The organism is Kitasatospora sp. NE20-6 (genome assembly GCF_045862635.1).
The window spans coordinates 1-26,988 of record NZ_BPRL01000020.1 but is presented as its reverse complement, the minus strand read 5'-3'; the positions used below and the strand labels follow the sequence as shown (position 1 = coordinate 26,988).

At 73.9% G+C, this 26,988-nt stretch carries 25 protein-coding genes and 1 pseudogene; 11 read left to right on the top strand and 15 right to left on the bottom strand.

Annotated features, from left to right (window positions below; translation table 11 throughout):
* Positions 1 to 30: 30 nt before the first annotated feature.
* Positions 31 to 1,482: an alkaline phosphatase PhoX gene (locus tag SNE206_RS17345; RefSeq protein ID WP_407914278.1), complete on the bottom strand. Its 1,452-nt coding sequence runs from the start codon at positions 1,480 to 1,482 to the stop codon at positions 31 to 33.
* A 162-nt stretch (positions 1,483 to 1,644) separates the two neighbouring features.
* A complete protein-coding gene (locus SNE206_RS17340) occupies positions 1,645 to 2,790 on the bottom strand; it encodes a hypothetical protein (RefSeq protein WP_407914277.1) in 1,146 nt (381 codons plus the stop codon).
* Between the two features lie 242 nt (positions 2,791 to 3,032).
* Here SNE206_RS17340 and SNE206_RS17335 point away from each other — a divergent pair, with 242 nt between their 5' ends.
* On the top strand, positions 3,033 to 3,476 hold the full coding sequence (locus SNE206_RS17335) for a VOC family protein (protein WP_407914276.1): 444 nt from the start codon (positions 3,033 to 3,035) through the stop codon (positions 3,474 to 3,476).
* 22 nt (positions 3,477 to 3,498) lie between these two features.
* Here the strand turns inward: SNE206_RS17335 and SNE206_RS17330 are convergent, their stop codons facing one another.
* On the bottom strand, positions 3,499 to 5,148 hold the full coding sequence (locus SNE206_RS17330) for a hypothetical protein (protein ID WP_407914275.1): 1,650 nt from the start codon (positions 5,146 to 5,148) through the stop codon (positions 3,499 to 3,501).
* A gap of 365 nt (positions 5,149 to 5,513) precedes the next feature.
* On the opposite strand from SNE206_RS17330, the gene SNE206_RS17325 reads away from it, so the two are divergent.
* Positions 5,514 to 6,845, top strand: coding sequence for an MFS transporter (locus tag SNE206_RS17325; RefSeq protein ID WP_407914274.1), 1,332 nt, complete (start codon positions 5,514 to 5,516; stop codon positions 6,843 to 6,845).
* On the opposite strand, the gene SNE206_RS17320 is transcribed toward SNE206_RS17325, so the two are convergent.
* The 9 genes from SNE206_RS17320 to SNE206_RS17280 form a co-directional block, all read right to left on the bottom strand.
* A complete protein-coding gene (locus SNE206_RS17320; RefSeq protein WP_407914273.1) occupies positions 6,746 to 7,600 on the bottom strand; it encodes a DUF4389 domain-containing protein in 855 nt (284 codons plus the stop codon). The two genes, SNE206_RS17325 and SNE206_RS17320, sit on opposite strands and share 100 nt — an antisense overlap.
* A gap of 193 nt (positions 7,601 to 7,793) precedes the next feature.
* Positions 7,794 to 8,195, bottom strand: a complete 402-nt coding sequence (locus SNE206_RS17315; RefSeq protein ID WP_407914272.1) for a metal-sulfur cluster assembly factor — start codon at positions 8,193 to 8,195, stop codon at positions 7,794 to 7,796.
* A gap of 15 nt (positions 8,196 to 8,210) precedes the next feature.
* Positions 8,211 to 8,663 carry a Fe-S cluster assembly sulfur transfer protein SufU gene (gene sufU / locus SNE206_RS17310; protein ID WP_405011179.1) on the bottom strand — a complete coding sequence of 151 codons (453 nt, stop codon included), beginning with the start codon at positions 8,661 to 8,663 and terminating at the stop codon, positions 8,211 to 8,213.
* Positions 8,664 to 8,672: 9 nt separating this feature from the next.
* A complete protein-coding gene (locus SNE206_RS17305) occupies positions 8,673 to 9,920 on the bottom strand; it encodes a cysteine desulfurase (protein WP_407914403.1) in 1,248 nt (415 codons plus the stop codon).
* A 20-nt stretch (positions 9,921 to 9,940) separates the two neighbouring features.
* On the bottom strand, positions 9,941 to 10,705 hold the full coding sequence (gene sufC / locus SNE206_RS17300; protein ID WP_405011180.1) for a Fe-S cluster assembly ATPase SufC: 765 nt from the start codon (positions 10,703 to 10,705) through the stop codon (positions 9,941 to 9,943).
* Positions 10,706 to 10,711: 6 nt separating this feature from the next.
* A complete protein-coding gene (locus tag SNE206_RS17295) occupies positions 10,712 to 11,029 on the bottom strand; it encodes a bifunctional 3-phenylpropionate/cinnamic acid dioxygenase ferredoxin subunit (protein ID WP_407914271.1) in 318 nt (105 codons plus the stop codon).
* Positions 11,026 to 12,261, bottom strand: coding sequence for a Fe-S cluster assembly protein SufD (sufD, locus tag SNE206_RS17290; RefSeq protein WP_407914270.1), 1,236 nt, complete (start codon positions 12,259 to 12,261; stop codon positions 11,026 to 11,028). The genes SNE206_RS17295 and sufD overlap by 4 nt, the downstream gene beginning before the upstream one ends.
* 56 nt (positions 12,262 to 12,317) lie before the next feature.
* Positions 12,318 to 13,730 (bottom strand): Fe-S cluster assembly protein SufB, encoded by a 1,413-nt coding sequence (gene sufB / locus SNE206_RS17285; RefSeq protein WP_407914269.1) that lies wholly within the window; start codon positions 13,728 to 13,730, stop codon positions 12,318 to 12,320.
* Entirely contained in the window at positions 13,723 to 14,589 is an 867-nt protein-coding gene (locus SNE206_RS17280; protein ID WP_407914268.1) for a helix-turn-helix transcriptional regulator, read from the bottom strand. Before SNE206_RS17280 ends, sufB begins: the two co-directional genes overlap by 8 nt.
* Positions 14,590 to 14,754: 165 nt before the next feature.
* Between SNE206_RS17280 and SNE206_RS17275 the strand changes: the two genes are divergently transcribed.
* Positions 14,755 to 15,675, top strand: a complete 921-nt coding sequence (locus SNE206_RS17275) for an ABC transporter ATP-binding protein (protein WP_407914267.1) — start codon at positions 14,755 to 14,757, stop codon at positions 15,673 to 15,675.
* A gap of 41 nt (positions 15,676 to 15,716) precedes the next feature.
* The gene (locus SNE206_RS17270; protein ID WP_407914402.1) at positions 15,717 to 16,436 is read left to right on the top strand and encodes an ABC transporter permease; all 720 of its coding nucleotides are present in this window, start codon (positions 15,717 to 15,719) and stop codon (positions 16,434 to 16,436) included.
* A gap of 70 nt (positions 16,437 to 16,506) precedes the next feature.
* On the opposite strand, the gene SNE206_RS17265 is transcribed toward SNE206_RS17270, so the two are convergent.
* The gene (locus tag SNE206_RS17265) at positions 16,507 to 17,787 is read right to left on the bottom strand and encodes a choice-of-anchor A family protein (protein WP_407914266.1); all 1,281 of its coding nucleotides are present in this window, start codon (positions 17,785 to 17,787) and stop codon (positions 16,507 to 16,509) included.
* 702 nt (positions 17,788 to 18,489) lie between these two features.
* Here SNE206_RS17265 and SNE206_RS17260 point away from each other — a divergent pair.
* The 4 genes and pseudogenes from SNE206_RS17260 to SNE206_RS17245 all read left to right on the top strand — a co-directional run bounded on the left by SNE206_RS17260 (position 18,490) and on the right by SNE206_RS17245 (position 22,581).
* Positions 18,490 to 18,963, top strand: a complete 474-nt coding sequence (locus SNE206_RS17260; protein WP_407914265.1) for a hypothetical protein — start codon at positions 18,490 to 18,492, stop codon at positions 18,961 to 18,963.
* Between the two features lie 42 nt (positions 18,964 to 19,005).
* Positions 19,006 to 19,644: pseudogene (locus SNE206_RS17255) on the top strand (glycosyltransferase); the annotation flags it as partial.
* A gap of 2 nt (positions 19,645 to 19,646) precedes the next feature.
* The gene (locus tag SNE206_RS17250) at positions 19,647 to 21,539 is read left to right on the top strand and encodes an acyltransferase family protein (protein ID WP_407914264.1); all 1,893 of its coding nucleotides are present in this window, start codon (positions 19,647 to 19,649) and stop codon (positions 21,537 to 21,539) included.
* Positions 21,540 to 21,603: 64 nt separating this feature from the next.
* A complete protein-coding gene (locus tag SNE206_RS17245) occupies positions 21,604 to 22,581 on the top strand; it encodes a COX15/CtaA family protein (RefSeq protein WP_407914263.1) in 978 nt (325 codons plus the stop codon).
* Between the two features lie 59 nt (positions 22,582 to 22,640).
* Here SNE206_RS17245 and SNE206_RS17240 read toward each other — a convergent pair whose 3' ends face one another.
* On the bottom strand, positions 22,641 to 22,979 hold the full coding sequence (locus tag SNE206_RS17240) for a hypothetical protein (RefSeq protein ID WP_407914262.1): 339 nt from the start codon (positions 22,977 to 22,979) through the stop codon (positions 22,641 to 22,643).
* Positions 22,980 to 23,063: 84 nt separating this feature from the next.
* Between SNE206_RS17240 and SNE206_RS17235 the strand changes: the two genes are divergently transcribed.
* Positions 23,064 to 23,705 carry a DUF2461 domain-containing protein gene (locus SNE206_RS17235; protein WP_407914261.1) on the top strand — a complete coding sequence of 214 codons (642 nt, stop codon included), beginning with the start codon at positions 23,064 to 23,066 and terminating at the stop codon, positions 23,703 to 23,705.
* 46 nt (positions 23,706 to 23,751) lie between these two features.
* Positions 23,752 to 25,362 (top strand): phytoene desaturase family protein, encoded by a 1,611-nt coding sequence (locus tag SNE206_RS17230; protein WP_407914260.1) that lies wholly within the window; start codon positions 23,752 to 23,754, stop codon positions 25,360 to 25,362.
* 96 nt (positions 25,363 to 25,458) lie between these two features.
* Here SNE206_RS17230 and SNE206_RS17225 read toward each other — a convergent pair whose 3' ends face one another.
* Positions 25,459 to 26,400, bottom strand: a complete 942-nt coding sequence (locus SNE206_RS17225; protein ID WP_407914401.1) for a heme o synthase — start codon at positions 26,398 to 26,400, stop codon at positions 25,459 to 25,461.
* 456 nt (positions 26,401 to 26,856) lie between these two features.
* Between SNE206_RS17225 and SNE206_RS17220 the strand changes: the two genes are divergently transcribed.
* A partial coding sequence (locus tag SNE206_RS17220; protein WP_407914400.1) for a hypothetical protein occupies positions 26,857 to 26,988 on the top strand: 132 nt, incomplete at its 3' end.

The following is a 26,988-nucleotide window of genomic DNA, read 5'->3' as shown; positions in this document are numbered from 1 at the left end:
CGTCGGCGGCGGGCAGCGGCACCCGTGCGGTCAGTGGCGGCGCAGGCGGTGCCACGGGCCGGTGATGGCGAGCATGACGCCCGGCTCCTGGATGTTGGCGAAGAGGGTGTCGCCGTCCTCCGAGAAGGTGACGCCGGTGAACTCGCTGTACTCCGGCTCCTCCTCGGTGCCGAGGTTGAGCTCGTTGCGGGCGATCGGGAAGGTGCGGCCGTCGTCGGTGGTGCCGAAGAGGTGCTGCTGGCCGGCGCCGTCCTCGGCGATGACGAGGCCGCCGTGGGGCGAGACGGTGATGTTGTCGGGGCCGTCGTAGTTGCCGTTGTCGGCCCAGACGTCGGCGTTGACGCCGAGCAGCACCTTCAGGGTGACGGTGCGGCGGGCCGGGTTGTAGAACCACACCTGGCCGTCGTGCTGGACGGGGCTCTCCTCGCGGGCGTAGCTGGCGACGAAGTACGTGCCGCCGTCACCCCACCACATGCCCTCCAGCTTGCGGGAGCGGGTGATCTCGCCGTCCTTGAACTGCTTGCGGACGGAGACGGTCTTCGCGTCGCGGTCCGGCACCCTGACCCAGTCGACGCCGTAGGTCGTGCCGATCGCGGTGGCGCGGGAGAGGTCGTCGACGAGCTTGCCGTGCGAGTCGAAGCACTTGAAGGCCTCCAGCACGCCCGCGTCGTCGGCGAGGGTGCGGAGCTTGCCCTTGCCGTGGCGGAAGCCGGCCGGCGGGGTCCAGCGGTAGAGCAGGCCGTTGGGGCCGGAGGCGTCCTCGGTGAGGTACGCGTGGCCGCGGCGGGGGTCGACGACGACGGCCTCGTGCGGGTAGCGGCCGAACGCCTTGACCGGCTTCGGGTCGCGGTTGGCGGCCTGGTCGTGCGGGTCGACCTCGAAGATGTAGCCGTGGTCCTTGGTCATGCCGTTCTGGCCGGCCCTGTCCTCGGTCTCCTCGCCGGACAGCCAGGTGCCCCACGGGGTGGTGCCGCCCGCGCAGTTGGTGGAGGTGCCGGCGATGCCGACCCACTCGGTGACCTTGCGGCCGTGCTCGGGCACCTCGACGACGGTGCAGCCGCCGGCCGCGGCCGGGTCGTAGACGTGGCCCTCCAGCAGCGGCACCGGGTGCGGCCAGTTCTCCCGCTTGCCCTTGAGCTCGTGGTTGTTGACGAGCAGGGTGGCGCCGTGGCGGCCCTCGAAGGCGGCGGTGCCGTCGTGGTTGCTGGGCGTGGACTCGCCGGTGACGAGGGTGGTCCTCCCGGTGTACGTGATGATGCGGTACTCGAAGCCCTTGGGCAGGGCGAGCACGCCCTCCGGGTCGGAGACCAGCGGGCCGTAGCCGAGCGCGCCGTGCGCGCCCTTCGCCGCGGGGGCGTCGCCCCCGGCCGGGGCCGCGATCGCGCCCGGGGCGGTGGCCAGCACCTCGGCGCTGCCGGCGACGAGCACGCCGGCGCCGAGCATGGTCGAGCGGTTCACGAAGTCCCGGCGGGACAGCGACATGTGGTCTCTCCAGTGGTGTCGAGGGAGGTGCGGCGCGAGCAGACTCGACGCCGGGGATGAACCGGGCGTGAATCCCGGGCTGCGGACGGGTGGTGTTTTGCCGTCCTCATGCGATCCCTCGACCTGCCCGTCACCCGGGCCGACACCCCGGCAAGCACCGGATCAGCGCAGGGAGCGCTCCCTGCGCCACTGCTCCCAGGCGGAGAGCCACGCCTCCTCGGCACCGGACGCTCCCGACCGGTCGCCGCCCGCCCGGTCGCCGCCCGCCCGCAGCCGCGCCCAGGCGTGCTGCGCGGGCAGGCTGGCCACCTCGCTGGCGAAGGCCGTCCAGCGCACGACCTCGGCGACCGCGGCCTCGCCCTCGGCGGTGCCGACCAGCCAGTCCGTCGTCCGGGCGAGCCGCGCCAGGTGGTCGGTCATCACGGAGACCGCGGCCTCGGCCTCCTCCCGGCTCTCCGTGGCGAGCCGCATCTGCTGCCGCACGGCGGCCTCCCGGAGTTCCGCGCCGGCCTCGCCGCGCAGCCGCCGGGGCAGCCGGGCCGGCCGCCGGGCACGCAGCTGGGCCTCCAGGGCGAGGGCTTCGGCGATGCGGTGGTCGACGACCGCGCGGTGCGCCTCCAGGCCGACGGGCGACGGCAGTTCGCGCTCCTCGACGGGCACCCGGCCGGCCGCCAGCCGGTCGGCGACCCGGCGCAGCTGCGCGGTGCGGCCCCGGACGTACGGGTCGAGGTCGCCGACGCGGTGGAGCTCGACCGCGCCGGGGGCCACGCCGCGGCCGGTGACGGTGAGCACGAGGCCGTCGACGCGCAGGCGCCCGCACCAGACGGGGCACTCCCAGCCGTCCTCGGTGCCGTCGTCGACCCGGTCGCCGGGCGGCCTGCGGTCCTCGTGGAGCTGCACCGCGCACGGCTCGCCCTCGACGCTGATCCACTCGCGCAGGGCGCGGACCCGGCCCGGCCCGTCGCCCTCGTCGATGCCGGCCTGCTCGTACACCCGGTCGCGCTCGTCCTCGACGACGTCCTCCAGGTCGGGCAGGGCCAGGGCGAGTTCGGTGCCCGGGCGGTGCGTGCGCACCGAGACGTACGGACCGTGCGGCGAGGCCCAGTCGCCGCAGCTGAGCTCGACCCAGTCGGGGCAGCCGTCGGCGGCCTCCCACGCGGCGAGCGTGCACCGGTCCCCGGCGTCCCCGGCGGGGGCGGCGCCGAAGAGCGGGAAGTCCGCGTCGGCGAGAGCCCGCCGGGCCCGCTGTTCGTGCTCGGCGTAGCAGGCCTCGGGGTCCTGCGGCCTGCTCCTGCCGTGCCTGTTCATGCTGCGCCGTACCCCCGCGTCCTCGCACCCGCCGTCCGGCCGCCGCCCGCCGGGCCCCGCCCGGCCGCCGCGCCGCGATGGCCCCACGATACGGGCCCCGGCGCCTGCCGGGCCATCAACCCGCCCCGATCGCAGGGGGATCCGCCGCGGCGCGGCGGCCGGGCGGGGGTGCGGGCCCGGCGACCCGCCGACCCGGCGGCGTACCCCGGGCGATGTCGGCGGGCCTGCCTACCCTGGGCGGCATGACATCGACCACGGCCTTCCCGGCCCGCATCTCCATCGTCACCCTCGGCGTGGCGGACCTCGCCCGGTCCGTCGCCTTCTACGAGGCGCTCGGCTGGCGCCGGTCGTCGGCCTCCAGTCCGGAGATCGTCTGGTTCCGCACCGCGGACTCGGTCCTCGGCCTGTTCCCCGTCGACGAGCTGGCCGCGGACGCGGGCGTGCCGTCCGGCGGGGAGCCGTCCTTCCGCGGCGTCACCCTGGCGGTCAACCTGGAGTCGCCCGAGACGGTGGACGCCGCCCTCGCCGCGGCCGTCGAGGCGGGCGCCACCGTGGTCAAGCCCCCGGCGGCGACCTCCTGGGGCGGCTACTCCGGGTACTTCGAGGACCCGGACGGCCACCTGTGGGAGCTGGCCCACAACCCGTTCTTCCCCTTCACCGCGGACGGCAGCCTCGACCTGCCGTGACGCACCCGGGCGGCCCGGCCGGCTAGCCCTGCCCCTGCTGCGACCTGGCCTTGAACGCCGCCTTCCGGGCCTCCTTGGCGACCTGCCGGTCGAGGTGGAGCTCGCCGACGGTCTCCAGCACCTGCACGGTGAAGGGGTGCGGCACCCGCCAGAGCTCGCCGAAGTAGCTCGCCGGGTTGTCGGTGACGGGCAGGTCGGCGACGAGCGGCCGCAGCTGCGCGGCGTCGCCGCGGGTGGCGAGGAGCACCGCGGCGATGCCGTCGACGGTGCGCCACAGGGCGACGGGCCGCTCGGGGGCGGCGACGTCGGCGCCGTGCCCGCGGAGCGTCTCGCGGGCGAGGCCGCCGAGTTCGGGGTCGTCCACGACCTCGATGAGGGCCGGGTCGGCGGCGGCACCCAGCAGGGAGAGCCCGAGCTCGCAGTGCATCCGGCGGACGGGCCCGTACGCGTCGCGTCCGCGGGCGGCGTCGAGGAGGTCACGGGCGGCGTCGGCGGGCTCCCGCAGGGCGAGCCAGACGGTGATCTCCCGGTCGGGGATCACGTTGGCCGACTCGGCGAGGCCGCGCAGCAGGGCGGCCGCGTCACCGCGGGCGAGGTCGCCGATCAGGGGGGCGTCGTAGCCGTCGGCGAGGAGCCACTCGCGCACGCCGTACTGGCCGAGCGGGGTGAGGCGGACGAGGCCGAAGCGGCCGGTGTCCTCCTCGGTGCCCGTGTCCGGGACGGCCGCGGGCGCGGCGGCGTCCCCGGTGTCCTCGGCGTCCTCCTCCTCGAAGAGGTCCGGGTCGATCGGCCGGTGCTCGACGACGCCGAGCTCGGCGAGGTCGGCGAGCATCGGGTCGAGCATGACCATGAGGTCGGTGATCTCGCCGAGCATCGCCTCGTCCGGCTCCTCGCCGTCGGGCACGACGAGCAGGGCGGCGAGCACCCCGAGGGGCACCGTCTCCTCGCCCGGTTCGGCGAACGCCGTGAGCTCGTAGAGCACCTGCAGGGCCTCGTCGAGGATCTCGGCCGCGGCCTCACCGGCCTCCTCGACCTCGGCGAGGCCGCGCTCCCCGTCGTCGTCCTCCTCCCCGGCCCCCTCGGCGCTCTCGCCGTCGAGGTCCAGCGAGTCGGCCTCGACGGCGAGCTCCCGGACGATGCCCGCGGCGGTCAGCCACAGGTCGAGGACGACGGCGGGGTCGCCGCCCTCCGCGTCGGCGGCCTCCTCCATGGGCACGGCCACGTGCTCGCCGGCCCGGGTGGTGCCGAGCTCGACGAGGTCGAGGTCGCACGCCAGGGACCAGGCCCGCAAGGCCTCGACGACGGCCTCCTCGGGCACGTCGCCCTCCTCGGGGGCGAGGCCGACGAGCCGGGCGGCGGGCCCGCGGTCGGCCTCCACGAGGTCGCCGAACTCGTCGACGACCCGGTGCGGCGCCGACCAGCGGGCCAGCTTCAGGGCGTGCGCGAGGAGCGGCACGGCGAGCGCGGCGGCGGTGAGCTCCTGCTCGGAGGGCAGCTCGATCGGGGGGACGAGCACCGCGGTGTCGTCGAGGTCCTCGTCGTCCTCGTCCCGGCCGCCGGCGCCGTAGAGCTCGGCCAGGTCGTAGTCGGCGGGCAGCAGGCTTCCCGCCGGTGCCGCCTGCGGCCCGGACTGGGCCGAGTGGTCGGGGGTGGTGCGGCGTCGTCCGGCCATGGTTGGCGATCTCCCGTGGTGGCTGTGGTGCGGCCCGGGCCGTCGCGTGTCGGCCCATCCACTCAGCGTATCGGGCGGGGCGGCCCGCCGCCCGGCCCGGCGGGCGCGTGCCGCTCCCCGGGGCCCCGTGCGGGTGGTGCGCGGCCGTCCGGTCCGTGGGACAGGGCTTGTGCGGGAGCGCGTATCCTGCTTCGGGCGCCGTGCACACCCCGCGCGGGCCTCCCGGGCAACGACGCCCGCTCCCCTCCGCGCCCGGTCCCCGACCGGAGGGCACCCCGCACACCGCCCCATCCGGGCTGCGGACCGCGGCCACCACCCCCGGCCACGGCCTTCCCGGTGGTGCCCGGCCACAGGAGATCCCTGCCATGGCGGACCTCTCCCCCGCCGGCCCCGGCCTGCGCTCCGCGCAGTACCCCGGGCGCCGACTGTCGGAGGCCCTGCTCCCCCCCGAGCTCGCCCCGCGCACCCAGCTGCAGCTGGCGGCGATCAGCCGCTGGAACGCGGTGCGCGGCATCCGGGTCGGCCTGGTGGCCGCCGCGCTGCTCCTCATGCTGGTCGGCGCCAACCTGGCCACGCCGGTCTATCCCGTCCTGCAGCAGCGGCTGGGTCTGACGCCGCTGCACACCACCGTGCTGTTCACCGTGTACGTCTTCGCGCTGGTGCCGGTGCTGGCGGCGGTCGGCCACTGGTCGGACCACCTGGGGCGGCGGGCCCTGATCCTCCCCGCGGTGGCCCTGGCGGCCGCGGGCGACGTGGTCTTCGCGCAGGCGGACACCTTCGCGGCGCTGGTGGCGGGCCGCGCGGTGCAGGGCGTGGCGGTGGGCCTGGCGACCGGTGCGGCGGGCGCCGCCCTGGGCGACCTGCTGCCCGACCGGCCGACGCTGGCGGCCAAACTGACGCTGGCCTGTTCGGCGGGCGGGGTGGCGCTGGGCCCGGTGGTCGGCGCGAGCCTGGCGACCGGCGCGGACCCGCTGCTGACGCCGTTCCTGCTGCACGCGATCGCCCTGCTGGTGCTGTGCGTGCCGCTGGCCCTGGTGCACCCGCGGATGCCGGGCCGGGAGCGTCCGCCGGCCTCGCCGCCGCGGGTGACGACGCCGGCGCACCTGCGCCCGCGCAGGCTGCGGCTGCCGCGCCGGGGGCGGCGGGAGTTCCTGCTGGCGGCCGGTGCGGGCTTCGTCTCGTACGCGGTGTTCGGGGTGTACCTGAGCCTGGCGCCGGCGTTCGCCGCGGACCTGCTGCACTCCCGGTCGCTGCTGACCGGTGCGGTGGTGGCGGCGCTGCTGCTGGGTTCGTCGGCGGCCGCGCAGCTGCTGGTGCCGCCGACGGCGGACCGGCAGGTGGTGGCGCTCGGCCTGGCCGGGCTGGCGGCCGGGCTGGCGCTGGTGGTGGCGGCGGGCTGGTCGGGCACGCCGGCCCTGCTGTTCGTCGGCAGCGTGCTGGGCGGGGCGTGCCAGGGGGTGGCGTTCCGGTCGCTCTTCACGACGGCGGTCGGGGCGATGGACCCGGAGCGCCGGGGCAGCGAGATGTCGGCGCTCTGGGTGATCGTCTACCTGGGGAGTTCGCTGCCGATCGTGGTGGTCGGTGCGCTGACCCGCCGCTACGGCCTGCTGCCGGCGGTGAGCGGGTTCGTCTCGGTGGCCGCGGTGGTGTGCGCGGGGCTGGCGGTGGCCGTGGTGCTGCGGCCGCGCGCGTCGTAGTCGTAGCCGTCCCCGTCGGAGCGGAACGCGTTGGAGATCCCGCTCGCCAGGCCGAGCACGAGGAAGAGCACCACGAGGGCCTTGGCGCCGGTGCTCAGCATCAGCGGCCGGGTCGCGGAGCGCGCGGCCGCGATCGGCGGCAGGCCCTCGTCGCCGAACAGCCGCTTCGGGTAGGCGGAGGTCAGCATCAGGACGTACGCGCCGAACCGCATGCCGTAGCGCAGGACGGCGGCGGTCGCACCGTACAGCGGCTCGGGCATCCGGCCGAGGATCAGGACGATCAGCCAGATCACGAAGGCTGCGACGTACCAGCCGCCGGTGAGCAGGCTCTGCACGATCGCCGCGGGGATCATGAGGATCAGGCGGAAGAACACCGCGAGCCGGTTGAGCTCGCCGGGCCGCAGCTCCACCCGGACGGGGTGGTCGCCGCCGTCCCAGGCGAACGGCGGGTAGTCGTCGACCAGCAGCATCGCGGAGGCGCGCACCCGGGTGTCGTACGCGACGAAGCCGGCGAGGTAGCGCTCGATCGGGTCGGGCAGCCGGCCGAGCACGAGCGCGCCGAACCAGCCGACGATCGCCGCGGGCACGGCCAGCACCGAGAGCACCCAGACGACGACGAACTGCGGGATCAGCAGGAGCCAGCGCAGCAGGACGGTCCACCGGCGCTGGCGGTCCGGGGCCGGGACGTCGAGCTCGGGGAGGAACTCCGGCGGCCCGACGGCGCCTTCGGGGGCCTGCCAGGTACCTGTCGCCACGATGTGCTCCTGTTCGTCGACCGTGCGGACAGGGAGCATTCCCAGCCGGGCGGGCGGGCGATACCCGGCGCTCCCCGGACGGAGCAAGGGCCGGGCGGAGCGGGAACGGGCGGGAACGGGCAGGCAGGCAGGCGGAGACGCCGCTGCCCCCGCCCGGTGGGGGCGGGGGCAGCGGCGGCCCGTGCGGGACGGGTCAGACGTTGAAGCCGAGCGCGCGGAGCTGGTCGCGGCCCTCGTCGGTGATCTTGTCCGGGCCCCACGGCGGCATCCAGACCCAGTTGATCCGGAGGTCCTTGACGAGGCCGTCGGTGGCCGTCTTCGCCTGGTCCTCGATGACGTCGGTCAGCGGGCAGGCCGCCGAGGTGAGCGTCATGTCGATGGTGGCGATGTCGCCCTCGTCGATGTGGATGCCGTAGATCAGGCCGAGGTTGACGACGTCGATGCCGAGCTCGGGGTCGACGACGTCCATGAGGGCCTCGTGCAGGTCCTCGACGGACACGGTGCCCGCGCTGGTGAAGGCCACCTGGCCCTCGGCGGCGGCGGGGGCGCCGCCGTCCGTGACGGCCGTGTCGGCCGGGGTCTCGCTGTCACTCATGGGAGTCCGTCCGTTTCAGTCGTTGATGGCGGGCTGGGCGCCGAGGGCCTGGGCGGTGGCGTCCTTCCAGGCCATCCAGCTCAGCAGCGCACACTTCACCCGGGCGGGGTACTTGGAGACGCCGGCGAACGCGACCGCGTCCTCCAGCACCTCCTCGTCGCCCTCGCCCTGACCCCTGCTCTGCATCAGCGCCAGGAACGCCTCCTGGACGGCCTGGGCGTCGCCGACGCTCTTGCCGACCACCAGGTCGTTGAGCACCGACGCACTGGCCTGGCTGATCGAGCAGCCCTGCGACTCGTAGCTGACGTCCGCGACGGTGGAGCCGTCGAGCCGCACGCGCAGGGTGATCTCGTCGCCGCAGGTGGGGTTGACGTGGTGCACCTCGGCGTCGCCCTCCCGCAGCCCCTTGCCGTGGGGGTTGCGGTAGTGGTCCAGGATGATCTCCTGGTACATCGAGTCGAGCTTCATTCCGTCACCTCAGCCGAAGAAGTTGCGGACGTGGTGCAGGCCGTCGATCAGCGCGTCGACCTCCGCCGGCGTCGAGTACAGGTAGAACGACGCCCGGGTGGTCGCCGGAATTCCGTACCGCAGGCAGACGGGGCGCGCGCAGTGGTGGCCGACGCGCACGGCGATGCCCTGCTCGTCGAGCACCTGGCCCACGTCGTGCGGGTGGATGTCGCCGAGCGTGAAGGAGATCGCGGCACCGCGGTCGACGGCCGTGCGCGGGCCGATGATGCGCAGGTCCGGCACCTCCAGCAGGCGCTCGACCGCGTACGCGGTGATCGCGTGCTCGTGCGCGGCGATGTTCGCCATGCCGATGTCGGTGAGGTAGTCCACCGCCGCGCCGAGGCCCACGGCCTGGGCGATCGGCGGGGTGCCGGCCTCGAACTTGTGCGGCGCCGGGGCGTAGGTGGACGAGCCCATGGTGACGGTCTCGATCATCTCGCCGCCGCCGAGGAACGGCGGGAGGTCCTCCAGCAGCTCCTGACGGCCCCACAGGACGCCGATGCCCGTCGGGGCGAGCATCTTGTGGCCGGTGAAGGCGACGAAGTCGGCCTCCAGCGCCTGCACGTCCATCACCATGTGCGGGGCGGCCTGCGAGGCGTCGATGAGCACCAGGGCGCCGACCGACTGGGCCTTGCGGACGATGGCCTCGACCGGGTTGACCGTGCCGAGCAGGTTGGAGACCAGCGTGAAGGAGACGATCTTCGTCTTCTCCGTGATGAGCTCGTCGATGTTCGACAGGTCGAGCCGGCCCTCGTCGGTCAGCCCGAACCACCGCAGCTTCGCGCCGGTGCGCTGCGAGAGCAGCTGCCACGGCACGATGTTGGAGTGGTGCTCCATCTCGGTGATGACGATCTCGGCGTCCGCGTCGACCCGGTAGGGCTCGTCGGCCCAGCCGAGCATGTTGGCGACCAGGTTGAGTGACTCCGAGGCGTTCTTGGTGAAGATCACCTCGTCCCGGCTCGGCGCGTTGATGAACGCCGCGACCTTGTCGCGGGCGCCCTCGTACAGCGCCGTGGCCTCCTCCGCCAGCACGTGCACACCGCGGTGCACGTTGGCGTTGTGGCGCTCGTAGTACGCCGTCAGCGCTTCCAGCACCTGACGCGGCTTCTGCGAGGTGGCCGCGTTGTCGAGGTACACCAGCGGCTTGCCGTCGTGCAGGGCGCGCTGCAGGATCGGGAAGTCCTTGCGGATCGCGTCGGTGTCCAGGAGCCCGGTCAGCGCCGAGCCGGGGAGTGTCGTCACTCGGAAGCGCCGCCCTTCACGTAGCTCTCGTAGCCCTCTTCCTCCAGCTTGTCGGCCAGTTCGGCGCCGCCGGACTCGACGATGCGACCGGCCGAGAAGACGTGGACGTAGTCAGGCTTGATGTACCGCAGGATGCGGGTGTAGTGCGTGACCAGCAGGGTGCCGACCTCGCCGGTGGAGCGCACCCGGTTGATGCCCTCGGAGACGACGCGCAGCGCGTCGACGTCCAGGCCGGAGTCGGTCTCGTCGAGGATCGCGATCTTCGGCTTGAGGAGCTCCAGCTGGAGGATCTCGTGGCGCTTCTTCTCGCCGCCGGAGAAGCCCTCGTTGACGTTGCGCTCGGCGAAGGCCGGGTCCATCTGGAGCGCGGCCATGGCCTCCTTGACCTCCTTCACCCAGGTGCGCAGCTTGGGGGCCTCGCCGCGGACCGCGGTGGCGGCGGTGCGCAGGAAGTTGGAGACGGAGATGCCGGGCACCTCGACCGGGTACTGCATGGCGAGGAAGACGCCCGCGCGGGCCCGCTCGTCGACCGCCATGGCCAGCACGTCCTCGCCGTCGAGGAGCACCTCGCCGCCGGTGACGGTGTACTTCGGGTGGCCCGCCAGCGAGTAGGCGAGGGTCGACTTGCCGGAGCCGTTGGGGCCCATGATGGCGTGCGTCTCGCCCTGCTTCACGGTCAGGTCGACGCCGCGGAGGATCTCTCGCGGGCCGGACTCGGCCTCGACGGAGACGTGCAGGTCGCGGATTTCAAGCGTTGCCATGGGTACTCAGGACTCCTGGTTGACGGAGACGAGCACATCGTCCCCTTCGATCTTGACGGGGTAGACGGCGACCGGCTTGGTGGCGGGCAGCCCGGACGGCTTGCCGGTGCGCAGGTCGAAGCTCGATCCGTGCAGCCAGCACTCGATCATGCAGTCCTCGACCTCGCCCTCCGAGAGCGACACGTTCGCGTGCGAGCAGGTGTCGTTGACCGCGAACACCCCCTCGTCGGTGCGGACGACGGAGACCGGCACACCGTTGAGCTCGACCCGCCGGGGCACGTCCTCGGCGAGCTCGCTCAGCGCACAGGCGCGGAGGAAGCTCATGCCACGTTCGCTTCCAGCTCGGCCTCGATCTTCTCCATGAGGTGCGCCTGGATCTCGGTGACGCCGATCTGCTGGACCAGCTCGGCGAAGAAGCCGCGGACCACCAGGCGGCGGGCCTCCTCGGCCGGGATGCCGCGGGCCTGCAGGTAGAACAGCTGCTCGTCGTCGAAGCGGCCGGTCGCGGAGGCGTGGCCGGCTCCGACGATCTCGCCGGTCTCGATCTCCAGGTTGGGGATCGAGTCGACGCGGGCACCGTCGGTGAGCACCAGGTTGCGGTTGAGCTCGTAGGTGTCGGTGCCGAGCGCGGCGGCGCGGATCAGCACGTCGCCGACCCAGACCGCGTGGGCGTCCTGGCCCTGCAGCGCGCCCTTGTAGACCACGTTGGACCGGCAGTGCGGCGTGTCGTGGTCGATGACCAGGCGGTGCTCCAGGTGCTGGCCGGCGTCGGCGAAGTACAGGCCGAACAGCTCGGCCTCGCCGCCGGGGGCCGCGTAGGTCACCCGGGGGTGCAGGCGCACGACGTCGCCGCCGAAGGTGACGACCACGGACTTGAAGGTGGCGTCGCGGCCGACGAGCGCGGTGTGCTGCGCCACGTGCACCGCGTCGCGCTCCCAGTCCTGCACGGAGACGAAGGTGAGCTTCGCGCCCTCGCCGACGAGCAGCTCGACGTTGGCGGCGCGGGTGCCGGTGCCGGTGTGGTTGATCACCACGACGGCCTCGGCGAACGCCTTGACGTCGACGACCACGTGGGCGAAGCGGACGCCGCCCTCGCCGTGCACGTCGATGCGGACCGGCTCGGTGAGCACCGACTCCTTGGGCACGGTGACGACCAGGGCCTGCTCGAAGGCGCTGAACGCCTGCGCGGCCACCCGGTCGACCGGCTTGCCGGCGGTGCCGACGCGGGCGTCGTCCCGGCCGACGGTCTCCGCCGTGACGCCGTCGGGCAGGCCGAGCTCGACCTTGTCCTGGCCGGTGGCGCGCTCCGCGGCGGTGCCGTCGTGCAGACCGCCGAGGCGGTGCAGCGGGGTGAACCGCCAGTCCTCCTCGCGGCCGTGCGGCACCGGGAAGTCGTTCACGTCGTAGGACGGCTTGACCGCGACGCGGGCGTCGATCGGCTGCTGCACGGAGGCCCGGCCGGTGCCGGGGCCGGCCAGCTGCGCACCGGCGCCGGCGGTGCCGACCTCGATCGAACCGGCGGTGGTGGCGCCGCTGGGGGTGTTGACGTCAGCCATGGCTGTCGTGGTGCTCTCTTCCTCGGATGGTGGATGGAACGCGGGTCGGAGCGGCGTCAGCCGACCGATCCCTCCATCTGCAGCTCGATCAGCCGGTTGAGCTCCAGCGCGTACTCCATGGGCAGCTCGCGGGCGATCGGCTCGACGAAGCCACGGACGATCATCGCCATCGCCTCGGTCTCGGCCATGCCGCGGCTCATCAGGTAGAAGAGCTGGTCCTCGCTGACCTTGGAGACGGTCGCCTCGTGGCCCATCGACACGTCGTCCTCGCGGACGTCGACGTACGGGTACGTGTCGGAGCGGGAGATGGTGTCGACCAGGAGCGCGTCGCACAGCACGTTGGACTTGGCGCCGTGCGAGCCCTCGCCGATCTCGATCAGACCGCGGTACGAGGTGCGGCCGCCGCCGCGGGCCACCGACTTGGAGACGATCGACGACGAGGTGTTCGGCGCCATGTGGACCATCTTCGCGCCGGCGTCCTGGTGCTGGCCCTCGCCCGCGAAGGCGATGGAGAGCGTCTCGCCCTTGGCGTGCTCGCCCATCAGGTAGACGGCCGGGTACTTCATGGTGACCTTGGAGCCGATGTTGCCGTCGACCCACTCCATGGTCGCGCCCTCGTACGCCACGGCACGCTTGGTGACCAGGTTGTAGACGTTGTTCGACCAGTTCTGGATGGTCGTGTAGCGGCAGCGGCCGCCCTTCTTCACGATGATCTCGACGACCGCGGAGTGCAGGGAGTCCGAGGAGTAGATCGGGGCGGTGCAGCCCTCGACGTAGTGGACGTAGGCGTCCTCGTCGACGATGATCAGCGTCCGCTCGAACTGGCCCATGTTCTCGGTGTTGATCCGGAAGTAGGCCTGCAGCGGGATCTCGACGTGCACGCCCTTCGGCACGTAGATGAACGAGCCGCCGGACCACACGGCCGTGTTCAGCGCGGCGAACTTGTTGTCGCCGGCCGGGATCACGGTGCCGAAGTACTCCTGGAAGAGCTCCGGGTGCTCCTTCAGCGCGGTGTCGGTGTCCATGAAGATGACACCCTGCGCCTCCAGCTCCTCGTTGATCTGGTGGTAGACGACCTCGGACTCGTACTGCGCGGCGACACCGGCGACGAGGCGCTGCTTCTCCGCCTCCGGGATGCCGAGCTTGTCGTACGTCGCCTTGATGTCGGCGGGCAGGTCCTCCCAGGACTCGGCCTGCTTCTCGGTGGAGCGCACGAAGTACTTGATGTTGTCGAAGTCGATGCCGGTCAGGTCGGAGCCCCAGGTCGGCATGGGCTTCTTGCCGAAGAGCTTCAGGCCCTTGAGACGCAGGTTGAGCATCCAGTCGGACTCGCTCTTCTTCGACGAGATGTCGCGCACGACATCCTCGCTGAGACCGCGCTTGGCGACCGCGCCGGCCTCGTCGGAGTCGGCCCAGCCGTACTCGTAGGTGCCCAGGCCCTCGAGGTCCGGGTGTGCGATGTCAGTCATGCGAGGTTCCTCCGCGCGGACGAGCCGATTCGTTGGGGGACTTGGGGGACGTACCGGCAGCCGGCACGGCACCGGGCGCCCGCTCGGCGGCGGGCGACGGTGCGGCACCGGATGCCGGCACATACGTGGTGCAGACCCCGTCGCCGTGGGCGATGGTGGCCAGCCGTTGGACGTGGGTGCCCAGGAGCTGCGAGAAGACCTCGGTCTCGGCCTCGCACAGCTGCGGGAACTGCTCGGCGATGTGCGCCACCGGGCAGTGGTGCTGGCAGAGCTGGGCACCGGGCGGCGTCTTCGCCGTGGTCGCCGACGGCACGCGCCGCACCGTGGCAGCGTACCCGTCGGCGCTGAGGGCCTCGGCGAGCGCCTCGGCGCGACGGCCGGACCCGGCCTGCTCCAGGCTGCTGCGGTACTTCTGGCCCTGCTTGGCGAAGCGGGCCCGGGCGAAGGCGGCGACCGCCTCCTCGCCCGCGGTGCCGCCGCCCACCGACTCGGAGATCCAGCGCAGCGCGTCGGCGGCGAGCTGGTCGTACGCCTGGTAGAAGGCGTCCCGGCCGGATTCGGTGAGGCCGAAGACCTTGGCCGGACGGCCCCGGCCGCGGCTGCCGTAGACCCGCTGCTCGCGGGACTCGACGAGGCCGGTGGCGGCCAGCGAGTCCAGGTGGCGGCGGACGGCGGCGGCGGTCAGGCCCAGGCGGCCGGACAGGTCGGCGGCGGAGGAGGGGCCGTGGTCGAGGATCGAACGGGCGACCCGGTCACGGGTGGCCCGGTGGCCCTCCAGCAGCACCTCCGCCGCGGTCGCGGGCACGGCACAGCCGGGGGCCGGCTCGGCCACCCTGTTCTGTGCGGGATGCTCGCGCATGTTTTTCACAACACCATTGTTGCGTAATTCGTTCCGGAGGAACAAGCCGTGATCCACACCTCACCGGTGGCGTCAGTCACGCAGGTAAGCCTTACCTGACCTGCAAAGACGATCACTGCGGGCCGGTGTGCAGGGCGCCCGCACACGCCTCCTACACTCGCCGGTATGCGACTCGAACCCGCCGTAGAGGTGGCCGGGCTGGTCAAACGGTACGGCGAGAAGACGGCCGTCGACGGCCTCGACCTCACCATCGCCCGTGGCACCGTCACCGCCGTGCTCGGCCCCAACGGCGCCGGCAAGACCACCACGATCGAGACCTGCGAGGGCTACCGCCGCCCCGACGCCGGGCGCGTCCGGGTGCTCGGCCTCGACCCGGTGGCCGACGCCGCCGCCCTGCGGCCGCGGATCGGCGTGATGCTGCAGGCCGGCGGCGTCTACCCCGGCGCCCGCGCCGTCGAGATGCTCCGGCACACCGCCGGCCTGTACGCCGACCCGCTCGACGTGCCCGCCCTCGTCGAACGCCTCGGCCTCGGCAGCTGCGGACGCACCCCCTACCGCCGGCTCTCCGGCGGCCAGCAGCAGCGGCTCGCCCTCGCCATGGCCGTCGTCGGCCGCCCCGAGCTCGTCTTCCTCGACGAGCCCACCGCCGGCCTCGACCCGCAGGCCCGCCGCGCCACCTGGGAGCTCGTCCGCGAGCTCCGGACGGCCGGCGTCACCGTCGTCCTCACCACCCACCACATGGACGAGGCCGAGCAGCTCGCCGACGAGGTCGCCATCGTCGACCACGGCCGCGTCATCGCCACCGGCACCCCCGCCGAGCTGTGCCGGGCCGAGGCCGGCGTGCGCTTCGACGCCCCGGCCGGACTCGACCTCGACACGCTGCGCGCCGCCCTCCCGGCCGGCGCCGCCGCCACCGAGCCCGCCCCCGGCACCTACCGGGTCGAGGCCCCCGTCGACCCGCAGCTGCTCGCCACCGTCACCGCGTGGTGCGCCGGCGCCGGCGTCATGCCGGAACGGCTGGCCGTCGAACGGCGCGGCCTGGAGGACGTCTTTCTGGAACTCACCGGACGGGATCTGCGCTCGTGACCGACCACACGCCCCGCCCGGGCGCCGCCCCCGTCGGCCGGATGCTGCTCGCGCAGACCTCGCTGGAGACGCGGATGCTCCTGCGCAACGGCGAGCAGCTGCTGCTCACCGTGATCATCCCGACCGTGCTGCTCGTGCTGTTCAGCGCCGTCGACGTCGTCGCCGCGGAGGGCCCCGGCAAGCGCGTCGACTTCCTGGCACCCGGCCTGCTGGCCCTCGCCGTGATGTCCACCGCCTTCACCGGCCAGGCCATCGCCACCGGCTTCGAACGCCGCTACGGCGTCCTGAAGCGGCTCGGCGCCACCCCTCTCCCCCGCTGGGCGCTGCTCACCGCCAAGACCGGCTGCGTGCTCGTCACCGAGGTGCTGCAGGTGGCCCTGCTGTCGGCCGTCGCGCTGGCGCTCGGCTGGTCGCCGCACGGCAACCCGCTCGCCGTCGCCGGGCTGCTGGTGCTGGGCACCGCGGCGTTCTCCGGACTCGGCCTGCTGATGGCCGGCACCCTGCGGGCGGAGGCCACGCTCGCCGCCGCCAACCTCGTCTTCGTCCTGCTGCTGCTCGCGGGCGGTGTCGTCGTGCCGCTGTCGAAGTTCCCCGGCGCGGTGCGCCCGGTGCTGGAACTGCTGCCGATCTCCGCACTCTCGGACGGGCTGCGCTCGGTGCTCCAGCAGGGCGCCGGGGTGCCCTGGCCCGACCTCGGCATCCTCGCGGTCTGGGCGGTGCTGGGCCTGGCCGCCGCGGCCCGCTGGTTCCGCTGGGAGTGAGCCGGCGCCCCCTGACGTGCCGGTGCCCCCGGACCCGCGGAGTCTCCGCGGGTCCGGGGGCACCGTCGTGTCAGGCCCGGCGCCGGCGTGCGGCGACGGCGATCCCGGCACCGGCGGCGAGCACCACCGCACCGCCGATCGCGATCGGGACGACGCCCGCGGCGCCGGTGAAGGCGAGCCCGCCGCCGGTGGTGCCGCCCGTGCCCGTGGCGGGCGGGGAGGCCGGGGCGGAGCCGCTGCCGGACGGGGTCGGCGACGGCGCGCCGCCACCGGTCGTGGTGCCGCCCGTCGTGCCGCCGGTGGTGGTCGTGCCGCCGGTCGTCGTGGTGCCGCCGGTCGTGGTGGTGCCGCCGGTGGTGGTGCCCGGGGCGGAGCCGGACGGCACCGGGGCCGGCGTGTCCGTGCCCGGCAGGCAGCCGGTGAACGGGTAGTGGTGCGTCTCGGCGCCGCCGCTGCCCTTGAGCGACTTGGCGATGACCGAGCCGTTGACCGGACCGCCGGTGCCCAGGTCGAAGGCGGCGTTCGGGGCGAGCACACTGCCCGGCCAGGCGTTGCCGCTGTTCTTGACGACCTTGGTGGCGGTCGGCAGGTTCCACAGCAGCCCGGCTCGGACGGCGCCGCCGGACGCGCTCTGCGTCTTGTCGTCGAGGACGTACTTCTTCTTCGCCGCGTCCCACAGGAAGAACCCGGTGGTGCGGGCCGCCGCCTGGTCGTACGAGGCGCCGGTGACGCTGACGACGGTGGCCGCGCCGGCCGGCACGTGGAGGTAGACCTCCTTGGCGCCCTGGAGCTGGGCGGCCGTCAGCACGAAGGAGTTGAAGGACGCGTCCGTGCCGGTGAGGGTCAGCGTGTCGCCGGAGGCCTTGACGGTGACGCCCGCCGAGGGGTTCAGGGCGAGCTGCGCGGAGACCTTCCGCAGGTGGGTGAACTCGGCCTCGAAGTCGATCGGCGAGGCGCCGTGCACGATCTTGCCGTGGTGGGCCTCGGCCACACCGGCAAGGGTGCCGGCGTACACGCCGTTGCCCTTCATCACGTACACGGGGCCCTTGAGGTTGCCGCCGACGACGAGCGTGTTGCCGCCCGGCAGGGCCTTGACCTGGCCGGCCGTCAGTTCGTTGGCGACCGAGAAGCCGCCGCGGAAGTCGGCGTCGCCACCGACGGCCACCGCGCCCTCGGCGTCGGGGCTGTGCGTGTCGTCGCCCTCCACGAACTCGCCGTACAGGCCGGCCGTGCCGAGGCCCTGGCACTGGCCCGCCCCGGGTGAGGCCTGTGCGGCGGGGGCGGCGGCGAGGACCGCGAGGGCGAGGGAGCCGCCGAGGGCGAGGGCGGCGGCAGGTCGGGATATGCGCATGGAACAGGACTCCGCGGTGCGAAAGGGGTGGATCACCCCGCACTCTCCCGGGCAGCCCGACGAATGGTCAAGACCACTGGACACTCTGCCCCGTACGCCCCTTTTGCGGCCCCCGCGCCGCGCCCGGGCCGCCCTCCGAGGCGACGCCGATCATCCGGCCCTGCGGGGTGCGCAGCAGGGCCGCGTCGCAGGAGGCGGGCCCTTCCGGAGCGCCCGGCTCCGGCTCCCCGGCGCCCGGCTCCCCGGACTCCGCCGGCCCGTCGCCCCGCCCGCCGGGGTGCGCCCCGTCCGGCACCGCGTCCGGCACCGGGCGGTCGCTCGAACAGGCGGCGACGAGCAGCGGCGGCGAGGATCCGGGCCGCCGCCGCACCCGCCCCGCCGGTGGCCGAAAACCGTCCGATCACGGGCCTGTCCGATCCTGTGCCGATACCGACCCCGCAACGCGCGCGAAGCGTTCGGGCATCCTACGAGGTTGACCGGGCCCGGCCGAAAACGAGCCACCGACGTCTCAATCCGGTCACAAGGGCTCCACATATATCCACACATCGGACATTGACACCGATTCAGGTCCAGCAGGTCCACTACGGTCTCGATGGCGGTGCCTGTGCCCGCCCAGCGCCTGACCTGGAAGGGCCCGGAGCCACCTTGTCCACCTCCTCACCACGGACCGCCGACCCGGCCGAGACCCGGGTGTCCCCACCGGTGACCGCCGGACCCGAGGCCGCGCCGGTCTTCGTCGACCAGTCCGGCGTCCGCGGGCGATGGCTCCGGCACCTGGGCTGGTTCGTCGGTGCGGGCGGCCTGCTGTTCACCGTCGGGCTCGTGGTCAGCGTCTTCGGCGCGGTCTCCCAGGCACCCCCGCTGGAACTCCCGGACTCCCTCCGCTCGCCGGCCGCGGCCGGCCCCGTGCCACCGGCCCCCGCGGTGTCCCCGTCCGCACTGCCGTCCACGTCGGGCAGCGCCTCGGGCAGGTCCTCCGCGAAGCCCGGTGCCGGGCACTCGGGAAGCCCCTCCGCCCGGCCCGGCGGGTCGGCGTCGCGCGGCGCCACCGCCACGACCGCGAAGAGCACCGCCACGACCGCGAAGACCGGCGCCACGCGCTCCCCCGGTACCGCGCGGACCTCCGCCGCCGCGAAGCCGAGCACCGCCGCCGCCACTGCCGCCACCGAGCACTGACCCGGCACCCCGCCCGTTCACATCACCGCCCACCAGGAACCCCGCCGCATGTACGACGTCCTCACCATCATGCCCACCGTCCCCGGCGCGGTCGGCGCCTTCCGGCGCTCCGCCCCGGAGCGCGTCGGCGGCATGAGCGAGGACACCCTCGCCGAGGACACCGACGTCACCACGGCCCTGCTGCGGGACGGCTGGCGCACCGTCCACGCCGAGAAGGCGCGCGACCGGACCGAGGCCCCTGCGAGCACGAGCCGGCTGTGGTCCCGGCGCTACCGCTGGAGCTACGGCACCATGCAGGCGACGTGGAAGCACCGCCACGCCCTGGTCGGGCGCGGCCCCGGCGGCCGGATCGGCCTGCCGCTCGTCGACCTCTTCGGCGTGCTCGCCCCGCTGATCGACCTCTTCCTGCTCTACGGCATCCTGTTCGTCGACGCGCCGCGCACCCTGACCGCGTGGGGCGGCGTGCTGGTCGTCCAGGGCCTGCTCGCCCACTACTCCTTCCGGCTCGACCGGGAGAAGCCGTGGCACCTCATCACCCTGCCGGTCCAACAGCTGGTGTACCGGCAGCTCATGTACCTCGTGCTGCTCCAGTCCTCGATCACCGCGCTCACCGGCGGGCGGCTGCGCCGGCAGAAACTGCGGCGCACCGGCGAGGTCTCCGCACCGATCGTGGAGGTCTGACCGTGTCTGCACCCACCGACGACAACGCACCGGCGGACGGCTTCTTCACGCCCCGCAAGCGGCCCCCCGTCCCCTCGGCCGAGGAGCCCCCGCGGGCGCCCGACGAGACCACCGCCCTGCGTGTCCCGCCGCCCCCGCCCGTGCCCGGCCCCCGTGCCGAACGGCCCGGCACCGAGCGGCCCGGCACCGAGCGGCCGCACGCCGAACGGCCCGGCCCCGGGCAGCCCCGCGCCGAGCGGCCGCGGCCCGAGCAGCGACCGCAGGAGCGCGGCGCCCCGGAGCCGCGCGTCACGGCGACGCGTCCGCAGGGGCCGCGTGCCGACGGGCAGGGGCAGCAGCGCCCGCCGGAGCGCCGGTCGCCCGAGGAGACGATGGCCCTGCGCGTGCCCCCGCCGCCTCCGCGGTCGCAGGACGCTTCCCGGTCGCAGGACGCCCCGCGGCCGGGGCGCGCGCAGGCGGCGCCGCAGCAGGAGCAGCGGGCGGGGGCCCGGCAGCCGGGCCCGCCGCGGTCCGACCGCGGCCAGCCGGACTTCCGGAGCCAGGAGCCGCCGCGCCGGCACACCGCGCCGTCGCCCGAGGAGACGATGGCCCTGCGGGTGCCCAGCGGTCTGCGGCTCGCCGGCACCACGGCGCCGGACAACTGGATCAAGCCCCCGAACTGGCAGAGCGATCCCGGGCCCGACCCGGACGAGGAGGCGGGCAGCGGCGACACCGCTGTCGCGGCGGAGGGGCCGGAGGCTCCTGCGGCGCCGAGGCGCAAGGGCGGCCGTGACCGCTACCTCGACATGCTCCGCGCCCTGGCGCTCGTCCGCGTGGTGCTCTACCACAACTTCAGCTGGACGTGGCTGCCGCTGCTGTTCCCGTCCATGGGCGTGATGTTCGCGCTGGCCGGGTCGCTGATGGTGCGTTCGCTGAGCCGGCCGGCGCTGACGGTCATCCGTGACCGTCTGCGCCGCCTGCTGCCGCCGATGTGGCTGTTCGGCGCGGTGGCGTTCACGCTGTGGACGATCGACGGCTGGGGCCCGGACTCCGAGGGCCATCCGGCGTGGTGGTGGGGCAAGCTCGCGTTCTGGGTCCTGCCGATCAGCACCCCGCCGTTCCCGGAGACGGAGCTGCCCGGCCTGCACGGGCTGCTGGAGGGCAGCTGGGGCGAGCAGATCGGCGTGCCGCTCTGGTACCTGCGGGCCTACCTCTGGTACGTCCTGCTCTCGCCGCTGCTGCTGAAGGCGCTGCGGCGGTTCCCGCTGGTGACGGTGCTGACCCCGCTGGCGCTGGCCATGTGCTCGGGGCTGCTGCCGGAGGACGGCCGGATCTGGGAGACGTTCTCGGACTTCACGACGTTCGGCTCGTGCTGGATCCTCGGCATGGCCCACCAGGAGGGCCTGCTCAAGAAGCTGCCGCAGTACGTCGCCCCGTCGGTGGCGCCGCTGGTGATGGTGGCGGGGTACTGGTACTACGTCAGCCGCCCGGTGCTGGATCCGACCGAGATCGGCGACCTGGAGAACTTCCCGATCGCGCAGGCGGTGTGGTCGTTCGGCTTCGTCCTGCTGCTGCTGCACCTCAGCCCGTCGTGGGAGCAGTGGCCGCGCCGCCTGGAGCCGCTCAACGGTCTGATCAGCCTGCTCAACGCGCGCGCGGTGAGCGTCTACCTGTGGCACACGCTGGCACTGGAGCTGTCGGTGCCGGTGATCGACCAGCTCTACCGGGTGGAGTACCTGTCGGACCACTGGGGCGGGGTGCTGGGCAGCGACTATCCGCAGCTGTTCGTCGCGATCCCGCTGATCGGCCTGCTCGTGCTGACGTTCGGGTGGATGGAGGACCTCGCGGCCAAGCGCTCGCTGCGGCTTTTCCCCTACCCGCGCAAGCCGCGCGGCAAGCGGCGCGCGGCGCTCTGAGGGCGCGCCGCCGGCGGTGGCACCCGGCCCGAAGATCGGGATCGGGACAACCTAGGATGAAGCGGTGCTGAACCCCTCCGCTCTCCTTGCCACCCGCTGGCGGCCGTCGGCCGTGACCGTGCGCCGGGCGGCGCTGGCCGCTCTCGTGATGAGCGTGGTCATCGTGGTCACCGGCGGCGCCGTGCGGCTGACCGCCTCCGGCCTCGGCTGCACCACGTGGCCCCGCTGCACCGGCGAGAGCCTGACGCCGACGCCCGAGATGGGTGTGCACGGTGTCATCGAGTTCACCAACCGGATGCTCACCTACGTGCTGTGCGCGGCGATCGCCTGGGCGACGCTGGCGGCGCGCTGCTCGCCGCCGTGGCGGCGGAGCCTGACGCGGCTCGGCTGGGCGCAGTTCTGGCTGGTGATGAGCAACGCCGTGATCGGCGGCATCACCGTGCTGACCGGCCTGAACCCGTACGTGGTGGCGGTGCACATGGTCGCCGCGATGGGCCTGGTCTGGGTCGCGGTGCTGATGTGGGAGCGGTCGAAGGAGGGTGACGGCCCGCCGGAGCCGTCCGTGACGCGGCCGCTGACGCAGCTGTCGTACGTGCTGGTGGCGGTGGTCGGCCTGCTGGTGCTGGCCGGCACGCTGGTGACCGGCGCGGGCCACCACCCGGGGGCGTCGAGCAGCGGCGGCGAACCGGTGTGGCGCATCCCGGTCGACTACGACCGGCTGGCGCAGGCGCACGCCGACCTGGCGTTCCTGTCGGTGGGCCTGACGCTGGCGGCCGTGTTCGTGCTGGCCGCGGTGAAGGCGCCGCCGGCGGCCCGCGCCCGGGTGCGGGACCTGCTGGTCCTGCTGCTCCTGCAGGGCGTGCTGGGCTTCGTGCAGTACTTCACGGACGCCCCGGAGGTCATGGTGGGCCTGCACATGCTGGGTGCCGCGCTGGTCTGGGCGGCCGCCCTGCGGGTGCCGCTGGCGCTGCGCACCCGCCCGGCGGTGACCGCGGACGTGCCGCACGCCGCCGTCCCGGCCGCGGAGACCGCGGCGGTCTGAGACACGGAACATCCCCCCGGCCCGCGGGCCGGGGGGATGTCCGCGGAGGGGCGGGCGGGTCAGCCGCCGATCTGGATGCCGGCCATCCGCTTCCACTCGTAGGCGCCGGTCCGCACCTTGAGGCCGAGCTCGCCCTCGAAGCTGTCGTGCAGGGTGATGCCGGAGAGCTCGGCCGCCCGCAGGCCGACGGCGTGGGTGGGGGCGACCTGGTCGCCCCAGGCGCCGTCCGCGCCGACCAGCACGATGCGGGTGGCGGTCCGGCCGACGTACTCGACGACGCCGTCCGCACTGCCGCCGTGCCGGGCGGCGAAGGCGGTGATGTGCTTGGCGATGCGCTTGGCGCGGCGCTCGGCGCGGGCGTCCTGCGCGGCGGGGGTGGCGGTCTCTGCGCTGGTCATGCCCGCATGCTACCGAGCGGTAGCCGCGCTGGCGACGGGAACGGTCTGTGCGGCGGACCACACCGCCGCCCCTACCCTGGCCCCATGACCTTCGATGGCTGGCCCGCCGAGGCGCTCGAATTCTACGAGCAGCTGGAGGCCGACAACTCCAAGACCTTCTGGACGGCCCACAAGGACCGCTACGACCGGATGGTCCGCACCCCGACGGCCGACCTGCTGGACGCGCTGGAGGACGAGTTCGGGCCCGGCAGGATCTTCCGGCCGAACCGCGACGTCCGGTTCGGCGCCGACAAGTCCCCGTACAAGACGCACGTCGGCGCGTACCTGGAGGCCGGCGGCTACATCCAGCTCTCCGCGGACGGCCTCGCCTGCGGCAACGGCATGTACCGGCTCGCCCCCGACCAGCTCGCCCGCTACCGCGAGGCCGTCGCCGGGGACGTCACCGGCGCCGAGCTGGAACGCGTGATCGCCGCCGTCGGGAAGGCGGGCCCCGCCGTGGTCGGCCGCGACCCGCTGAAGACGGCGCCGCGCGGCTACCCCAAGGACCACCCGCGGATCGTCCTGCTCCGCAACAGGGGCCTGATCGCCTGGCAGGAGTGGCAGCCCGCCGCCTGGCTCGGCACCGCCGAGGCGTACGGGCGGATCGCCGGATTCCTGCGGGCCTCCCGGCCGCTCAGGGACTGGCTGGACGGCCATGTCGGGCCCAGCGAGCTGCCGCCGCGCTGAGGCGCGCACCCTGGCCGCGCCCGGCACGCTCTGGTAGGACTGCCCCATGCAGGACCGCAACCGGCCGGCCGGGCCGGCCCGCCGCACCCCGTCCCGCGGCCGGTACGACGTCGTCGTGGTCGGCGGCGGCCACAACGGCCTGGTCGCCGCCGCCTACCTGGCGCGCGCCGGACGCAGCGTCCTCGTCCTGGAGCGGCTCGGCCGCACCGGCGGCGCGGCCGTCTCCGCACAGGCCTTCCCCGGCGTCGAGGCCCGGCTCTCCCGGTACTCGTACCTGGTGAGCCTGCTGCCGCGGAAGATCGTCGACGAGCTGGGCCTGCGGTTCGCCGTCCGGCGCCGCCGCTTCTCCTCCTACACGCCCACCGCCCGCGACGGACGGCCGACCGGCCTGCTGGTCGACCGCGGCGACCCCGCCCGCACCGCCGCCTCGTTCCGCGCGCTCACCGGCTCCGACCGGGAGTACGCGGCCTGGCAGGACTTCTACGACCTCACCGGGCGGGTCGCCGAACGCGTCTTCCCCACCCTCACCGAGCCCCTGCCCACCCGGGACGGGCTCCGCCGCCGGGTCGGCGACCCCGCCGCCTGGACCGCGCTCTTCGAGCAGCCGCTCGGCGAGAGCGTCGAGCGGCGCTTCGCCGACGACCTGGTCCGCGGCGTGGTGCTGACCGACGCCCTGATCGGCACCTTCACCCACGCCCACGACCCCTCCCTGCGGCAGAACCGCTGCTTCCTCTACCACGTCATCGGCGGCGGCACCGGCGACTGGGACGTGCCCGTCGGCGGCATGGGCGCGCTCACCGACGCCCTCGCCGACACGGCCCGCGCCGCCGGGGCGGAGATCCTCACCGACTGCGAGGTCACCGCGCTCGCCCCCGGGCCCGGCGGCGTGGAGACCGCCTACCGCACCGGCGACGCGGAGCACCGGGTCGGCGCGGACACCGTGCTGTGCAACGCCGCCCCGCACACCCTCGCGCGGCTGCTCGGCGAGGACCCCGGGGGGGAGATGCCGGTGGGCTCGCAGCTCAAGGTCAACATGCTGCTCCGCCGGCTCCCGCGGCTCCGCGACCCCGCCGCCGACCCGCGGGAGGCCTTCGCCGGCACGCTCCACCTCGCCGAGTCCTACCGCGAGCTGGAGGCCGCCTACCGGCAGGCCGCCGCGGGACGGCTGCCCGCACCGGCGCCGTCGGAGATCTACTGCCACTCGCTGACCGACCCGTCGATCCTCGGGCCGGGGCCGGCCGCGCAGGGCTTCCACACCCTGACGCTCTTCGGCGTGCACCAGCCCGCCCACCTCTTCGCCGGCGACCACGACGCCGCCCGGTCCGCGGCACTGGCCGCCGTCCTCGCGCCCCTGCAGGACAGCCTCGCCGAGCCGCTCGCCGACTGCCTCGCCGTGGACGGGGAGGGCCGCCCCTGCATCGAGGTGCGGAGCCCGCTCGACCTGGAGGCCGACCTCGGCCTGCCCGGCGGCAACATCTTCCACCGCGACCTGGCCTTCCCGTACCGCGACGGCCTGCCCGACGGCACGGCCGCCGACCGCTGGGGCGTCGCCACCGGCCACCCCCGGGTCCTGCTCTGCGGCGCGGGCGCGCCGCGCGGCGGCGGGGTCAGCGGCATCCCCGGCCACAACGCGGCGATGGCCGTCCTGGGCCGGTAGCCGGATCGGCCCGCCGACACCGGGCCCGACGCAGCCTGGGGACACGACGGAGCCCCGGGGCACACGCCCCGGGGCTCCGTCCTGCAGCGGTGACGACTACTTCACGAACGGGTCGACCGCGATGACCACGAACAGCAGCGTCAGGTAGGTGATCGACCAGTGGAAGAGCCGCATCTCCTTCAGCTTGGCGCCGACCACCCCGGCCTTGGCGCGGGCGTGCAGCCCGTGCGCCTCCTTCAGCCAGAACGCGCCGAGCACCACCGCGGAGACCGGGTACAGCCAGCTGGTGTCGGCCAGCGGCCACAGCGCCAGCGAGACGGCGACCATCACCCACGAGTAGGCGACGATCTGCCGTGCCACGGCGAGGTTGCCCTTGACGACCGGCAGCATCGGGACGCCCGCCTTGACGTAGTCGTCGCGCACCTTCATCGACAGCGGCCAGTAGTGCGGCGGCGTCCAGAAGAAGATGACGAGGAAGAGCACCAGCGCCGACCAGGACAGCTCGTTCGTGACGGCGGCCCAGCCCACGAACACCGGCATGCACCCGGCGATGCCGCCCCACACGATGTTCTGCGTCGTACGCCGCTTCAGGCCGAGCGTGTACACGAACACGTAGAAGAGGAGTGCCCCGAGGGCGAGCGCCGAGGCGAGCGCGTTGACGAGCAGGCCCAGCCAGACCGTGGAGGCGACGGCGAGCGCGATGCCGAAGACGAGGGCCTCGCGCGGCGACACCATGCCGGTGACGATCGGACGGCGCTCGGTGCGGGTCATCACCGCGTCGATGTCGCGGTCGATGTACATGTTGAGCGCGTTGGCGCCGCCGGCCGAGAGGTAGCCGCCGACGACCACCCACAGCACGAGGAGGGGATCCGGCACCCCCCGCTGCGCCAGGAACATCACCGGCACGGTGGTGATCAGCAGCAGCTCGATGATCCGAGGCTTGGTCAGTGCGACGAATGCCCCGACACGGGCCCCGAACGGCCGGTGCGCAGGCGTCGCCCCGACCGCCCCGGCGGGGCGGGATTCGACGGCGGTCACGAACACCCCAACTCACGATGAACTTCCACAGGCGTTCCCCTGGGCCCGCTGGGCTCCGGTGCGTCCGCTCTGCGCGTACCACGCCACCTTAGACGCTCCATATGTCCCGTCCGGCCTCGGGGTGCCCCGGCGAGCCGAGCCGCACACCCCCGGGTGAATCGCCGCAGATCGGGCACGCAGGACGCGGCATCCCCGTCTTGCCCTTCGGACGGGCGGACGGACCGCCTCCGGGTGAGGGTAGGACAGGGACCGTGCGGCCTTCAGGAATGCCGATACCGCCACCCCGGTTGTTCTGGCACGAGGGTGAGGGCCCTTTCGGGCGGTAGGCTCGCACAGAGAAGCGGGATCAACCCTCCGTGACCGGCACCAGTGCAAGTCAGGCCCACAGCGACGTGGCCGACCCGGTCCCCTTCACGGGGTCACTCTTCACCACCATGGAAGGAGCCCTGAGACAGGGTGAGCACCACGCCGACGAACGCTTTCGAATGGACCGACCTGGACCAGCGGACCGTCGACACGGCCCGGGTCCTGGCGATGGACGCTGTGCAGAAGGTGGGTAACGGGCATCCGGGTACGGCGATGTCGCTG